The organism is Porphyromonas sp. COT-108 OH2963, from assembly GCF_000768895.1.
Taxonomy (GTDB): domain Bacteria; phylum Bacteroidota; class Bacteroidia; order Bacteroidales; family Porphyromonadaceae; genus Porphyromonas_A; species Porphyromonas_A canoris.
Map to the genome: position 1 here is coordinate 125,382 of NZ_JRAP01000002.1, position 16,104 is coordinate 141,485.

Below are 16,104 nucleotides of genomic sequence, written 5' to 3' on the forward strand. Positions count from 1 at the left end.
AGGGATTTATTCTGTGCCTATTTATAAATCTGTTCTTTCCGTTTTTCTCTTCCTGTTTCTCTTTTCCTATCTCAGAGATATGTGCCCGCTCATCCCGGAGGAAGAAGTCTTGATCTGTTTTTGTGTTTTTTGGGAAAGACTTTTTCATTGGTAAGGGGATTTGTCTCATGCTTTTTTCTGTTGTCCGATGCGTAAAGGGGATAGTTATATGTAGGTATTTTAGGTCGGATTTTACCTATATGTTGTGATTTTTGACCATGTGAACTCTTTCTAAATTCGCCCTAATGAAAAGTATGTATCTACTATGGGCTTTTATTCTCGCTTCTGTTGTATGCTGTGGCGTGAGTGTTGCTGCCGAACAAAAAGAGGTAGCAAAGCCCCCTCATCTCTTTAATGCAATTGTCTTGGATGCTGAGACGAAGGCAGCTTTGTCCATGGCAAGGGTGGAGGTTGAGGAGTTGGAGCTGCGTTTAAGAACGGGCTCGGACGGGCGGTTTCAGATACGTCTGTTCCGGCCAAATAAGAGATACACGCTTCGGATATCCTATTTGGGATACAAGTCTCACGAGTCTGTGGTTACGCTTGCCGGTGACAAAGAGGTTACCTTTATGCTTCATCCCTCCTCTTATGCTCTGGAAGGCGTTCAGGTGCAGGGTAGAAGATCCACCAAACAGACAGGTCATACCAAAATCAGTAAAACGGCTCTCGACTATCTGCAGCCGACCGGACTGCAAGATGCTCTCCTTCTCACTCCGGGAGGTCTCGTGCGTAATCCGGGACTTAGGGGCGTTCAGCAGATTCAGATGAGAGAGACAAGAAACTCCGTAAATAGTGCTTTGGGAACGGCTATCGTGTTGGACGATGCTCCTATATCCAATGATGCCAACCTGCAAGGGATGGGAAATCATAATCAAGCCCTGTCCGAAAAAAGTACCATGAACAGAGGGATAGACCTCCGAGAGATATCCATAGACCATATAGAGAGTATAGAAGTGATACAGGGAATCCCCTCCGTGAGGTATGGAAACCTTACCAGCGGGGTCGTTATCCTGAATACCAAAGTAGGACGAAGCCCTTGGGAGATTAGGGCTCAAGCCGATCCCTATACCAAACTCTTCTCTTTAGGAAAAGGGTATAACCTGAACAGGGAACATAACTTCTACGGGGGAGTGGACTATGCACACTCTTTGGGCAATATCGTCAGTCCCATATCGGGCTATCGCCGTATAACTGCACTTCTGAAACATTCATATTCCGGAAGAGGAGAATGGAAGCCTAATACCTCTTTGTCTTTTGCTTATACGGGTACATTGGATCAGAAGAAGTTTGATCCGGAGATCATGACTTCTCGTGAGATTTATCGTAACACTTACGACCGCTTCACGCTGAACGGACGCTTCTCTCTTCGTCCTCAGACAAATCTTATAGAGCAGATAGAAGGTACTTTGTCTCTTTCTTATACTCACGATTTGGTAGATCAGGAGAGATACATATCGCCTCAAAGCACACTTGTACAGCCTATACTGAAAGAGACCGGAGAGGGTGAAGGGGCTTATCTTCCGCCGACATATTTCTCTGTATTCAAGACAGACGGCAGACCGTTCGAGCTTTTCTCTCAGGTAAGATCCACTCATCGTTTTATGCGAGACCGGTGGAGTGGTACTCTGATGCTGGGTGCGGAGCTGCGTGTCGAGAAAAACTTCGGCTTGGGAGCAGTCTACGATCCTCTTTTACCTCCTAATCCCGGTTCGTCTTTATCTTCTCGTCCCATCGCATATAGAGATATTCCTGCAAGAGTACCTCTTGCTCTTTTTGCCGAGCAGACGCTTAGGCACTATTTCGGAAACGGGTGGAAAGGAGAGGTTCGTGCAGGATTAAGAGCTACTCAAGAGCTGGCTCTCCGGAATACAGACCGCTATCTTTCCGAACGATTTTTGATAGAACCGAGAGCGCAGATATCCGTTACAGCTCCGGAGATTAAGATTGCAGGATCGAGCTTTAGAAGCAGTATCTTCGGAGGATATGGGCGTCATTTGAAGATGCCAACCTTAGGATACCTTTATCCGGAAAGGGCATATATAGATTTTGTAGAGGCCAACTACTACCACAAGAAACCGGAAAACAGACTCTTATGGGTGCGTACCTATGTGGTGGATCGTGTGAATAGATCGCTTCGCCCGAATAGAGAGGATAAGTTTGAACTGGGTGTGAATATGAGTTGGAAGGAGGCAGAGTTGAGCATCAATCTCTTCAGACATCTTACTACTGCCGGATTTGAAAATCGCACACAACTTGCCTATACACCATACAACAGATATACCTATGACGGTGTAGTGGGAGAGGGAAAGCCTACACTGGATCTTTTCAATAAGGAGAGAATAGATATGACCTCCGGATACTCTACTCCCGACAACAGTGTCAAAGTGCTTAAAAGGGGAGTGGAGTACCTGCTTCGTTTTCCCAGAATAGAGAGTCTTAAGACCAATATCACGGTACAAGGTTCATGGTATAAGACTCTCTATGGTAATAGTCTGCCTACCGCTTACAGACCTTCTGAAATATTCAATGGAAGGAGTTACCCCTATGTGGGATTCTATGAAGGGCGAAATGATACGGATACCGAGAGACTTCATACTCTTGTACGTACAGACACTCACATCCCTTACCTTAAGATGATATTCTCTTGTAACCTTCAGACGATTTGGTTTACCGCTCGACAAGATTTGCCTTATGGCGGAATGCCGGTGTATTGGGTAGATGAGTATGGAAAACAACACGAGGGAAGTACGCTCGATAAAAACGATCCGTTGCAGAAGCGACTCTTTATCCCGGTACCGAACCATCTGTTTGAACGCTGGACAGAACCACTCTCTGCTTCTCTTAATCTGAAGATGACGAAAGAGATAGGGAAGAGATTGAAGGTCTCTTTCTATGTAAACAATCTGATCACTTACGATCCGATATACGAGTCTAACCTTAAAACAACACACCAGGCATGGCGTACTCCATTCTTTGGAAGCGAGATCCGGCTACGTCTATAAATGAACTACTAATCTTTTAATCATAAACTATAAAACAAAATTCATGAAACAGATTAAATTTCTTTTGGTTGCTATGCTGATAGCTTTAGCAACAGTGGGATGTAAGAAAGACCACGAAGAGATTATTTACAAGAATCTTCTTGTTTCTTTTACTCTTCCCGAAAATGTTGAGGGTAACCTTGACAATGTAACGCTTAAGTTTGTAAACAAGAACACAAATCAGGAGATTGTTCTGAATAATCTCAAAAGCAACGAGAAGCAGACAGTAAAACTTCAGCTTGGCAACTATGATATCAGCGCAGAAGGAAGCAAAGATGCTAAACACAAGTATAGTGCAGCCATTGAAAACTTCGCTATTACAGAAAAGCTGACAGAACTTTCCATCGATCTTAAAAGAGAAATACCCGAAAATACCGTTGCGGTAAACTTTTCTTTCAGAATGCCTGAAGGGGATAAGAATATCTTGGATAACATCTCGCTTAAAATCCTTAACAAGGATACCGGCAAGGAGATTCTAATAACAGGTATCAAGGGAGATAAGAAGGTAGAAGAGCTAATCCCTTATGGTGTGTACGACATCACGGCAGAGGGTAGCGTTAAAACAACATACACATACACAGCTTTACTTTCCAACGTGGCTATTACTCCGAAGAGTGATAATATCGTAATGGATATGTTGCTTAGCCATACAGGTAGTACATTTGTGATAAGTGAGATATTTTACAGTGGTGCCACAAATAATGAGACAAAGAAGTCTTATAACTTTGCGCACTACCTTATTCTCCGTAACAATTCGGATGTAACTCTATACGCAGATAAGCTGGTTTTTGTAGGGACTGCTTCAAACACTAAGATCTCAAGTGATAAGTATCGTGAATATCTGCCTAATGAAGTTGTCGCAGACTTTGCATTCATGATACCGGGAGATGGGACAAAGTATCCTGTGGAACCGGGTAAGGAGATTGTGATCTGTATGGAGGCTAAGAATCATAATGAGATTGCAAGCAATGCTCCGAACTTGTCGAAGAAAGCAAACTTCGAGTGGTTTGAGCCTAATGATCTTTATCAGTTAACAGACAATCCTGATGTTCCTAACATGGAGATCATTTTCAAAACGAGTAGAACTATTACAGCTTTGCACTCAAGAGGCTTTACATCTTACTTTATCTTCAAGTTGAACATGAGCAAGGAAGAGTTGTTTGAGAAGCATGCAAAGATGTTCCCATTCCCTAATCCTACTATTCCTCCCATTAAGAGACCTGTAATTCCTACTTCTTGGATATTGGATGGTGTGGAACTTTTCAACGCTGAAAACGGTATAACAAAAGCATTGCCATCGTCTGTGGATAAGTCTCATACTTTCTGTTCCGAGACAGGTAAAGGATTCACCATACAGCGTAAGACAACAAACAAGGACAATCGCGTTGTATGCGTAGATACCAACGACTCTAAGAATGACTTTGAAAGAGATAAACCATCTTCTCTTCTGTAAGTCGGGATAATCTATTTAACTAACTCATCGAGCTGCCACCTCTTTCGGAATAAAGGGAAGAGGTGGACTTGGCTTAAATAAAAAAGATATGGTATTGCCGAGACTCGTTCATCCAAACAGAAGAATAATATTTCTACTGCTGTCAGTCTTACTGGGAGTTTCATCTGTATCTCAGGCTTCAGGTCAGCAGAGGAGTTCTGCCTCTCTTCCGTCTACTCTTGATTGGACTTGGAGAAGCGATTCTCTGCATTATCTTGTGGGTGAGCAGCTTCGGCTGCCCTCTCTTCTTGTTTTTGCTCCTAAGGGAAAACCATCCGATGTAGGAGTCTCTTATATCTCAAAAAGCTCTTATCCGAGCATCTTATCATCTATTCCAAAGAGGGAAGATTCTTATCTTCTTTTTGCTCAAGGAGCAAAAGATAGCAGGCTGTTCTCCTTGAGAGGAATGGCACAATTCAGAAAAAAGAGAGAGCAAGAGCTATCGCACAATTTGAGCAATCACTCGGATCGTTTCTATCCATTCATTATAGCGGATACCGTAAGGCAGAATGCAAACTCCGAGATCTATACTCTCTCTTTTGATGCAGGATATAAACTGAATCGTCTTTTTTCTATCGGTCTTTCTGCCGGATACGAAGGAGAGATCCGGTATAGCAGGAAAGATCCGCGAGTTCAAAATCTATCTTCCACCGTTGATGGCGCATCTTCTGTAAGTTTGAATCTTAATCGTTTCGGCATCTTAACGGCAGGAACGGCAATACAAAAGGAGATACAACAACTCAGTTATAGTGTCTTGGTGCCGCATTCATCTCAGCTCATTTATATCATGAGACCTCTTGGAGAGTACAACTTCAGGTATTCAGGGAAAAATGATAACGGAGCTTACCGCCACAAATACACGGCTCTTTCCGGACGGGGAGCATGGATATTGCCTTCCCGAAATGCTTTGCTTGGGTTCTCTTACCTCCGAACATCTTCCCGTTTAGAGACGAGAGACGCCGGTGTTTATCTCAGTGAACTTAGAGGGCGAAGCATCAGTACCGATTTTCAGGCAGATATTTGGTTTTGGAGCAGATCCCGTCTATCCCTGCACGGAACATACACCACACAAACCAAAGAGGGAGAAGAGAGAATCTACAAGAGGGTTCAGATAGACGAACACAGCTCTTTGACTAAACCGGTATTAGTCGCTTCTCAGCAGAGTTATGCCGAGTCGCAGTATGATCTAACTGCCGGAATCAAGTGGCTGCAACATTTTCAAAACAGCATCTTTTCCGCATCACTGGACTACGAGAAACAGCACTTTAATGCTCGTCATCTTAGTGAACCTCTTTTTTCATCCTTTGATAAAAGCAGCCTTTCTCCGGTATTGAGTCTGCGCTGGAAGAACCGGAACGAAACACTATACAGCCATACAATGTTCAGAAGCAGGCATCTTATCTCCGGACGATACGAACAGAAGCTCAATAAAGAGCAGCCCACATATATAATAGAGCGAGATCGTCTGCTCTTTAGGCGTGGAGCGGATGATGCTTATGCTCTTCAACAAGAGTTTCGGCTACCGGTCGGAGCCAAAAAACAAAATGCTGTGGTCTTGGGAGGAACAGTGCAGATTTTGCATTGGAGAGGATTAGGACAGACTCTCGAAGGAACATGCAACATTGCATATTCATTCTAACTGCCCGAAGACTCCCGATACATTTTTGTATTCAAAGTTTATCACTTATTGTGTATTACAATCACTTTTATGTCTAATGTTATTGAGTGTAAGCAGTTGTCTCATGCTTACGGCAAGCGTATCATCTACGAAAATCTCAACTTCTCTGTTCCTCAGGGACGAATCATGGGATTATTGGGAAAGAATGGAACGGGAAAGACGACAACCATAAACATCCTGAACGGTTACCTGAAGCCTCTTTCCGGATCGTGTACCATTTTTGGAGAAGAGTGTCACAGACTTACTCCTGCTACTAAAGCCCGTATAGGACTTTTGATAGAGGGACACGTTCAGTACAACTTTATGCGTATAGAGCAGTTGGAGCGTTTTTACAGCGCATTCTATCCGGCTTGGAGTAGTGAGATATACCATACACTCACTTCCAGACTAAAGGTCAATCCTCGCCAGACCATAGGCTCAATGAGTAATGGTCAGCGTTCTCAAGTGGCCCTTGGTGTAGTATTGGCTCAAGAGCCGGATCTGCTTATCCTTGACGATTTTTCGCTCGGATTGGATCCCGGTTACCGCAGACTCTTTACCGATATACTGAAAGAGTACACAGCCGGAACGCAGAAAACCATCTTTCTGACCTCCCATATCATACAGGATATGGAGAGACTCATAGACGATTGTATCGTAATGGGATATGGAGGTATCATTGTACAGAAGAGTGTAGGCGAGCTTATGGAGAGATTCAGACGCTATACCTTTGAGTGGCATCATGACGATCTGCCACAGCATGAAGCGTTTTATCAGCCGTCGAGGCTGTTAAGTAAGCGGGTCGAACTCTTTAGTTTCTTACCCTCTCAAGAGATAGAGCAGCTTCTTACTACCCTTTCCGGAGGAGAGAGGGTCATAGTAGAAGAAGAGCGTAACCTCTCATTGGAAGATATCTTCATAGGTCTTACCGGTAAATATTAACACAAAACAAGATGAATTTATTTCGTTCCTTACTCTATAAAGAGTGGATTAAAACCAGGGTAACCACTGTGGTTCTTTTCCTTGCCGCTCTTCTTTTTCTTCTCTATACACTGTACAACTTTCATAGAGCACTGCGCATACAGGATGCTGCTCACTTATGGGCCGTGATGTTGGAGAGGGATGCCATTTTTGTGGATCGCCTCAGATATATTCCGATGATTCTTGGATTTGTTCTTGCCACTGCCCAAATGATTCCGGAAGTACTGCAAAAGAGACTCAAGCTGACGCTTCACCTGCCTCTTTCAGACATTAGAAGCACTTACTATATGTTGGCTTATGGAGTAAGTTTTATCCTGCTCTTTGTCCTATTACTGCTACTTGGGTCTGCTGTTTCTTACGGAATGTATCTTCCCTCAGAGCTTTTAGGGCGCATTCTCTACTCTCTTATCCCTTGGTGCTTGGGCGGTTTCTCCTCCTATTTTCTCACTTCTTGGATCATTCTCGAAGGTAATATGCGTATGAGAGCCATAGCTCTTCTTATCTCTGTGGGGCTTCAGAGTCTCTTCTTTTTGGATACTGCGCCCGAAGCCTACACATTCGGAATGTTGATTTTGCTTTCATCTATCCTCCTGTTTACGGCTCTTTTACCTCTTTATGCAGTGTATCGTTTCAGAAGAGGATATGTCTATTAGTGCTCCTGTATCTTTCAAAAAAGACTTAGTATCATCATGAAATATATAAGATTCATACTCATACCTGTTGCCATATTGCTGATGAGCTATTTTTTGCCACAGCTCTATGGTTATCTTTTTACTCGGTCGGATAAAGTCCCATTCGTTCTGTTCAGTGAAGTGGAACAGACTTTTGTAAAAACCGAAGTGCAGGACGATAAACTTCTCAGAAGTACCATAGATGGGGCAAAAGAGTACACAGAGGTAGAGTTCGACAGCATCCTCCCCACTTTTTATGCGAGACAGCTGGTCGCGGATAATCGCTTTCCCGACACACTGCTGGGCAGAAAGATTAACTTCCAGGCTGTCCGAGCCACCAACTTTATTCACAGGTTTTCGCCTAAAGATATAAACAGGACACCTCCAAAAGCCTATCAGCTGATCGAAAGTGCCTCCGGACGTGTCAATCTTAATCCGGCAGAAGATATTTTTGTATTTAGAAATCACAGAATTTGTTTCATCAATGGCAAAACCAATGCTCTTGATGAAGAAAAGAACGAACGCTTCAACTCCGTTTTTCTGAACTCCAATCTCTCTTTTCCTATATATAAGACAGCCGGTAATGGAAACGCTCGAAAGGAGTATGACGAAGGTTATCTCCTGCTCGACTCCAAAGGTTCTCTCTTTCACTTCAAGCAGGTAGAGGGAAAACCCTATTTAGAGCAGATTGCCACAGAGAACCTTTCTGCTCCGATTCTATATATGGAGCTGTGCGGATTTACAGACCGTTCCAAGCTCGCCTACATCTATACCGAAGATGGCGCACTCTACTTCTTGAAGCATCAGCCATACTCGTTTCAGAAGGTGGATCTACCCAAACTCAAACACACCCAAGAAGGCTGGATGGCAATAGGGAATATGTTCTACACCACTTATCGTATTCAGCAAAACGATGGCGTTTCCTTTATTGCCATAGAGACCGAAAGTGGCAATCAGGTGGCGAGTCATACCATCAAGTTTGAGACAGACAAGGTAGAGCAGATCGGCAACATCCTTTTTCCTTTTCGTCTTACTTTCTCTTCGGGGGAGAGCACACACGTCTATCCGAGAGGCGAGCTCGGCAATCTTTACACCCTTGCACTCTCTCTTGTCCTGGCTCTGATATATTTCATCCGGTATAGAAAGCGAGTTACCTTACCACTCTTAGCCCTATCTTCCGCCTTGATTCTATTATCCGGAATTTATGGCTTCATGGCATTGATATTATTGGGAAAGAGATCTTAAATTTTCTTTATCGGATTACTCTTTAGTGGTTCACAAGGAACTCTCAAAAAGGAGTGTTTCCGGAAAGTCATCGGTCAAGAAAAATTATTCTTTCTTGACCGATGACTTTTTTATTAGAAGAGAATAATGAAAAAGGAAAATATCGTCTCTCAATTCATTTTTATACATTCCATCTCTTCTTCATCCCTTTTTCTATTTTGCTCGGAGGGGGTGTTCTCAGAGCACGAGCAAACTGTTAAATCTGCCCATTTTATTAACATAAATTTTGATGCCTGTTAAGTAAAAACGGTAAACGAGCATATTGTTTCGGCTTAACGTGTTTAATTTTTCAATGAACACGTTTAGTGATTTCATTAAACACGTTTACCGGATTCGATTAACGTGTTTAGAAATTTTATTGATGCTATTGATTATTAGAGAGTTAGCGTTTTTCTCTACAAAAAGAGCATTTTTGTCTTAGATTTTGCATTAGTTTTTATTTACATTTGAATAGCTTTAATTTTTGCTTTGTTAACTCAGGAGAGAGCGATCAGACGCCCAAAGAAAAAATTTTTCTCAAGTTTTGAATTTTCTGTATTGCTCTTATTATGAGTCTGTTATCCTATATCTTCTCCCTCCGCATCTTTCCAAAGAGAGAGCGAGGTAACCTGTTCCGGAAAATTCTAAAGCCTCATTTTTATATATTCCATACCACAAATACTCTCTTTTTGACCTCCTCTTTATGTCAAATTTATTGCCATTGTTTTGGGTTTGTAGGAGAGAAAATGTGTAAGAGAAAAGTTTGAAATGAAAAAGATATAAATAGAAGAAAACCCCTTGAATGAGTTGATATTTTTGTTTATTTTTGCTTTTGTTGAGTGCTTATGGAATCTCTACTTTTTTCTTTTGGATACCTCTAACTATTATGAAAGGCAGAAATAAGGGAAGAAGGTAGAAGAGTTCAGAGTTTTTTTCAAAAACGTATTAAATATCCACCTTTATGGAAACACCTAAACATAGCAGACATATTTTTATATTCCCTTTTCAGTGGGACTATATAGACCACCCTTCCGGCAAAAAGAAGAATACATCGTATGGTAAACGAACCGATTTGGATGCTTTTGACCGACTATTTACAAAGGTCAGTCCTTTGAAACGACGCTATTTTGAGATAGGTCTTTCCGCAGAGCATTATAGCGAGTATGTTTATTTTCACCCATTTGCTCGAAAAGCACTCTACGGTACCAAAGAAAATAGATCGATCTATTTTTATGAATTGGAGGTTGATGGAGGACGTTACTGTATAGATATAAATACGGGTTCTTTGTCTGTAACCTATGAATTAAGACTTGAAAGTGTCTCTCTTCATGCTTTTAATACGGGTGTCGGTGTTATTTCTTTCTCTCTGTATAATGATAAATATGTTGAGGAGGAAGATATTTTACGTATAAACGATTTTGGACGTCGTCTCTATCCTCAGTTTATGGCTTCGGATGATCGCTTAAAAGCAAAAACAACTTTCTTGGCAAACTCTATCTCCGGAAGTATTGGAGATATGAGCTTTTATGATGACTTCAGTCAGTTTGAACAGCCCATAAATCATACCGATATATTTTTACCTCCGGATCATATTCGTCAGGTTTTTGGTTATAAGCCAACGGATAAACTCGGAGATGACCGGTGTAAGTTTGTCTTTAGAAATAGCGATGAAGAGACAGGGCGAATTAGAATATCTCCGGTCATGGATGACAGGATGTATTTTTTAAGCTGTTTTTATAGTAGAGAACTAGCTGAGAGTTTAAAAGAAAGTGAAAGGAATTTTTCAAGAGAAGAAAAAATACAAGGGGGACTATGCTTTTTGCCGGAGATGGGATATGCATACGAAGTTGGAAAGAAAAGAGATTTCTGGTATCGCTATCTGTTCGGAGACGGACTCTTTAAGGGGGTAGCAAGTGATCGTCTGCAGTTGGAAGAGATCAAAAGATGCTCTTATGAGAGATGGATAGAGGCTGGTACCCTGATTGGTATTACGAGAGATTCTGCTGTATACACCATAGGTTGGGATGTTATAGAAGGACATTTTATGAGTATGTACTATCAGATGGCTATTTTGTGTTTGGTGCAGCGTGCTTCTGTCCTAAGATTTAGCGGAGAGATATCCTATCTTACAAGTCAGATTCGTAGGGGAAAGAGGAAAGCCGGTAGCAATATCAAGGAGCTTTATGAAAACTATATTCGTTTTTTGAACGAACTCTATTTCCGAGAGGTTACATCGCAAATACAAGGTATGGAGATGTATGAGATGTTCCAAAAGAATATGAATATTGAGCGTGATACCAAGGCCTTAGAAGGCGAAATGACAGAGCTGTTTGGTTACTTGGATATAGATGAACAGAGTAAGCTAAATAGAATTGCCAATCTGTATCTGCCTTTAGGGCTATTAACAGGAGTTTTGGGAATAAATACATTTGCAAAGGGAGGAATCTTTTCTGAATTCCTTGGTAGTGACTTATACATCCAATGGCATGCAGGAGATATTGTAACACTTCTTGTTATGGCTTTGTGCCTATTTGTCCCTATTCGATATTACTTAACTCATAAAAAATAAAAAGCTATGAATGTTATTTGTTGTGTATGTTGTTGTGTTGCTATTTTGATTTTAGCAATAGCCTCTATTGCATTTGTTTGGATTGACAGATGTATAAAACTAAAGATCCGAAAAGAAGAGCTGGAGCATGAGAGAAAGATTGATAAATTTCGTCAGGATGCGATCTTAAATAATCATGCTGATTGGCAGAGAGTAATACAATCTGTACTAAAGTCCAATGAGGAAATCATTAAGTCTTGCAGAGATAAGCACTGAGAGTAATAATTAAAACATAACTAATAAAGGTATGCAAAGACTAACATTTGAACTCATTCAACATACCCCTATCATTCACTTTCAGGCGAATGATAAAGGGGCAACACTTCGTGCATCGGAGGTCAAACCAAAGCTTGATAAGTTTATCTTGAAAGAACACAAAGAAAAACTTCCTAAGAGTGTTATTAAGGAGAGAGAAGAAGATAAAGAAAAGAAAGAAGCCAAAGAGTTTCGAAAAAGTCTTGACTACAAAATGAGGATTATAGCTCATAATGTAGATTTTAAAGACATAGATGCAGAAAGTGCACCTATGTACTTTGGAAACATAAAAGCAAAAAAGCCCAAACGATTGGCTACGGCAGAGAGTGTGAAGATAATCATATTGGTAAAGGATGAGGTTCTAAAAGGTTGTATAGAGCAGTCCATTGTTCGGTTCTTTCAACTTCACAACTTTGGTACAAGACAATCCAAAGGATACGGTTCGTTTACAGTAATGAGCGATGGAAAAAAGGGAATTAGAGATGTCTATAAATACTCCTTCGATGTTTCGGGCGACGACTACAAAGAGGTTATGAATAGAATAAACTACTTTTATAAAAGCCTTAGAAGTGGTATAAACGAGTATAGAGGGAAAGGAGAACAAAAGACAAGTATCCTTTACTTCAAGTCGGCACTACATTACTACGTAACGACCGTTCTAAATAAACAATGGGACAAAAAGAGCATCAAAGAGTATTTCTTTCCTCAGCAACTTGAAGAGGAAAAGAAGAGGCATAAAATAGAAGATATTTCTTCTAAAGAGAAATACGATTTTAGAGATCTATTAGGTTTCTCTACCGATGAAGCACGAGGCAAAGAGTATCAGGTCAAGAAGACTTGCAAAAAGGAAACGGATAAAGGGGTAGAAGAGTTTTCTCGTTTGAAGTCTCCCATCCAGTTCAAGCCTATTTGCTTTGGCAATAATTTTACTGTGTTTTTTGATGTCTTCCCGGAATCTTCTGGATGGAACGACTTTTTAGGTAGCGAAGTTTGCGTGAAAGCTCTACACAAAGAAAATGCTACTCCTCTCAGAGAGAAGCCCCTCATCTTGAAAGTTCCAACGAATATTGATTTGAAAAAAGCTCTTAGGTATATATTCTCAAATATAGATCCGGAACAAAGAAAATCAACAGCAATGAAAGAGGGTAAGGATATTTTCAATGATATAAAAGCTATTTACAATAAACTTCATAAAGAACTTCACGATGAACTCGAAGGAAATAAAAAATAAAGTATACACAGCAATAACCATTGGGCCGATAGGTAAAACCTTAGACAAGGCTCGAAGCGTGAGGTCCTTTTGGACAGCGAGCTACCTCTTCTCTTGGATAATGGGGGAATTGCTCGAAAGGATGCCCGAAAAAGAGATAAATATCATCTCTCCGATACAACCCAAGGATGACATTTTTAAGGACTTTTTTGATTTTAAGCAGATTTCTAAAAAGGTGGGCTTATTCCCCGATAGACTTTTTGCTGAAAGGAAGCTTGAAGAGGAAAAAATCAAAGAAATAAAAAGAGAAATCTTCTGTGGACTTGCTGAGAAATTCAAGGAGACTTTTCGGAAGGAAAAAGAGAGAATATTGCCCAAAAGTGGAAGAGAGTTTGAAGAAATAAAAAGTCGGTATAGCAATGCTGCTTCGAAGGACGAGAAGTATATTTGCGAGTACTTAGAGAATTACCTCTCTATCTCCTGCATAACGGTAGAGCTTAGCTCCGATTGTAGCATTTTGGAGCAACTCAATAAATACTTAGACACACAGGAGTTGTTCAACAAAGCCACCTCACACACCGATGAAGATTATATGGAGCTCTTTATCGAGGCTTCGAAGAATTCGTTCTTAGAAGATTATTCCAAGGAGAATACTTCTTCAAGTGGTTCAAATAAAGACTTAAAGGAGTCTTCTACAAAAAAGAGAGCTTTCCCCAGCACTTCAGAGATAGCTGTATCGGGATGGGAACAAAATCCTCCCAAAGATGAGAAGGGAGAGGTAGAGTACACCCAATTAACCTCAAAGACAGAATTTCGAAACTGCTACAAGTATTTGGCAGTCATAAAGGCGGATGGAGATGGCTTTGGGACATACATCGAAAACCTTAAAGTAGACGAGGAAAAGGAAAATAAGCTAAGCAGATTTATGAAATCATTCTTCGAGTTCTCTGTCGAGGTGGCCGATGAGTTAATACAGAAAACAAAGGCTATACCTGTCTATATCGGAGGGGATGATCTCTTTCTTTTTGCTCCTGTATTAGAGGGTGATATTGAGAAGGATGTATTCCACCTTATCAAGAAGATAGATGACTTATTTATCCAAAAGAAGATAGGTACAGGTCTATCGATGTCTTACGGAGTAAGTATCTTTTACTACAAGAGTCCCATGTCAGAGGCAATAGACATGGCCGATAGTATGTTAAGGAAAGCAAAGGAAGAGAAAGAGGAAAAGGAAAACAAAAACAAGAACAAGAAAGATGCCGTAGCTATATCCATACAGAAACACAGTGGGCAGAAGATAGAGTTCCTGCTGCCGTGTAAGCATAGCAGTACTGATGAGACTGATCGAAAGGAAAGCTTGTATGGAAAGACTGTCGAGCTTGTACGAGCTTTCAAAGGCGATGGGAATATGCTCAATAGTCTTATCTATTGGATAGAAGAGATGTATGAGATACTTTTCACTGAGGAGGTTACCCAATCTCGAGAGCGTATCAATGCGGTCTTTGACAACTTTTTTGACGAAGAGATTCACAAGGAGAACAAAGAATTTTTCGAGCTCCTCAAGGAGTTTATCCACTCTATGCATCATTCCGAAGATACTCCCGGAAAATTCTCTGACAACAAAAAATTGCTCCACGGCATCTTACGCTACTGTCAATTTGTAACTTCTAAAACAGAGAAATAATATGTCTACCTATCTTATTAAGCTTACGCCATTGGATAAGTTTTTCTTTGGGCAGAAGAAAACGTTTGGCGATGACAATGCCAACTACTTTGTGTATTCCTCCCTCTTCCCACAGCAAACTGCCTTGTTGGGGCTTTTGCGTTATCAACTATTGCAAATAGCAGGAGAGGAAGTCTTCAAGAATAATAAAATACAAGACAAAGAGAAAGCTGCAGAACTGATTGGCGAACAGAGCTTCTCTCCATTCGCTGAGAAGAAGTTGCAGTTTGGTATTATCGAGTCGCTCTCCCCTGTCTTTATCATAGATAAGAAGAATAAGGATGAGTACTTCCTACCTGTGGGTAGACGGTTTCAAAAGGAGAAAGGAGAAGACCTATATGAACTCTTACACCTCTCTTGTGAGGATGGATGCCCTCCTATCTTTAGTAAATACAAATCCAAGAAAGGCATGGCATCTTGCTGGCTATCTTCCAAAAGCCATACGCTCCTTAACGAAGAGGACTTCTTCACAAAAGATGAGCGTATCGGGATACGCAAAGATTATGAAGGAGCGACTAACGATGATGCTTTCTTTCGTCAGAGATACTATCGCTTCAACAACTTCAAAAAGGTAAAGGGCGAAAAGACTGAGCAGTGCAAGCAACCGCTCGTAAGAGAGCACGACTTCTGCTTTGCACTACTTTTGGAGACCCACAAAGATATAAGATACAAAGAGTTAGATAAGAGAGTTGTCTACCTCGGTGGAGAACGACAGCCTTTCCTTATGGAGGTAAGCGAAGAGACCCTCAACCTCACTATTGAGAGCACCTCTCTTACGAGCGATGAAAAGCACTATACCGTAGTACTCCTGTCCGATGCTATGATTGAGCCTAATCACTTTGGCGAGGTGATATTCGCAAGTACGGAGGTAAAAGACTTTGCTTGTTTACTCACTCACATAGGGACAAAAAAGTTCTACAACAAGGAGAAGAAGAGACAGAAACAATACCTCAAAGAAGCAGGAACTGCCCTAAGTCATCAAAATGAACTATACACTAGAGGCTCCGTGTTTTACTTTGATACTAAAGAGCAAGCGGAACTATTCTGTAAGCACCTCAAGGAAGAAGTCAACAAAGAGGAAAACATCAATAACTTCCATACCATCGGCTATAATCATGCCATCATTATAGAACCAACAAAAACAAAAGAATAACAACAATCAGA

Annotated in this window: 10 protein-coding genes; all 10 read left to right on the forward strand. The window is 41.0% G+C overall.

The genetic code is table 11. The features are described from left to right. Positions 1 to 293 precede the first annotated feature (293 nt). The 10 genes from HQ39_RS00575 (at position 294) to cmr3 (ending at position 16,093) form a co-directional block, all read left to right on the forward strand. Entirely contained in the window at positions 294 to 3,041 is a 2,748-nt protein-coding gene (locus HQ39_RS00575; RefSeq protein ID WP_036862667.1) for a TonB-dependent receptor, read from the forward strand. A gap of 43 nt (positions 3,042 to 3,084) precedes the next feature. Continuing rightward, entirely contained in the window at positions 3,085 to 4,533 is a 1,449-nt protein-coding gene (locus HQ39_RS00580) for a DUF4876 domain-containing protein (protein ID WP_036862669.1), read from the forward strand. Between the two features lie 88 nt (positions 4,534 to 4,621). Further along, positions 4,622 to 6,211 (forward strand): DUF6850 family outer membrane beta-barrel protein, encoded by a 1,590-nt coding sequence (locus HQ39_RS00585; RefSeq protein ID WP_036862670.1) that lies wholly within the window; start codon positions 4,622 to 4,624, stop codon positions 6,209 to 6,211. 69 nt (positions 6,212 to 6,280) lie between these two features. Then, positions 6,281 to 7,171, forward strand: coding sequence for an ABC transporter ATP-binding protein (locus HQ39_RS00590; protein WP_036862672.1), 891 nt, complete (start codon positions 6,281 to 6,283; stop codon positions 7,169 to 7,171). Positions 7,172 to 7,182: 11 nt separating this feature from the next. Beyond that, entirely contained in the window at positions 7,183 to 7,863 is a 681-nt protein-coding gene (locus HQ39_RS00595; protein ID WP_036862675.1) for a hypothetical protein, read from the forward strand. A gap of 36 nt (positions 7,864 to 7,899) precedes the next feature. Further along, entirely contained in the window at positions 7,900 to 9,126 is a 1,227-nt protein-coding gene (locus HQ39_RS00600) for a DUF4857 domain-containing protein (RefSeq protein WP_036862677.1), read from the forward strand. 1,090 nt (positions 9,127 to 10,216) lie between these two features. Continuing rightward, positions 10,217 to 11,713, forward strand: a complete 1,497-nt coding sequence (locus HQ39_RS00605; protein ID WP_235317625.1) for a hypothetical protein — start codon at positions 10,217 to 10,219, stop codon at positions 11,711 to 11,713. Between the two features lie 286 nt (positions 11,714 to 11,999). Further along, complete coding sequence (locus HQ39_RS00615; protein ID WP_036862684.1) at positions 12,000 to 13,238, forward strand: hypothetical protein; 1,239 nt, start codon at positions 12,000 to 12,002, stop codon at positions 13,236 to 13,238. Then, entirely contained in the window at positions 13,213 to 14,901 is a 1,689-nt protein-coding gene (gene cas10, locus HQ39_RS00620) for a type III-B CRISPR-associated protein Cas10/Cmr2 (protein WP_262498697.1), read from the forward strand. The genes HQ39_RS00615 and cas10 overlap by 26 nt, the downstream gene beginning before the upstream one ends. A 1-nt stretch (position 14,902) precedes the next feature. Beyond that, positions 14,903 to 16,093 (forward strand): type III-B CRISPR module-associated protein Cmr3, encoded by a 1,191-nt coding sequence (cmr3, locus tag HQ39_RS00625; protein WP_036862687.1) that lies wholly within the window; start codon positions 14,903 to 14,905, stop codon positions 16,091 to 16,093. The last annotated feature ends 11 nt before the right edge of the window (positions 16,094 to 16,104 follow it).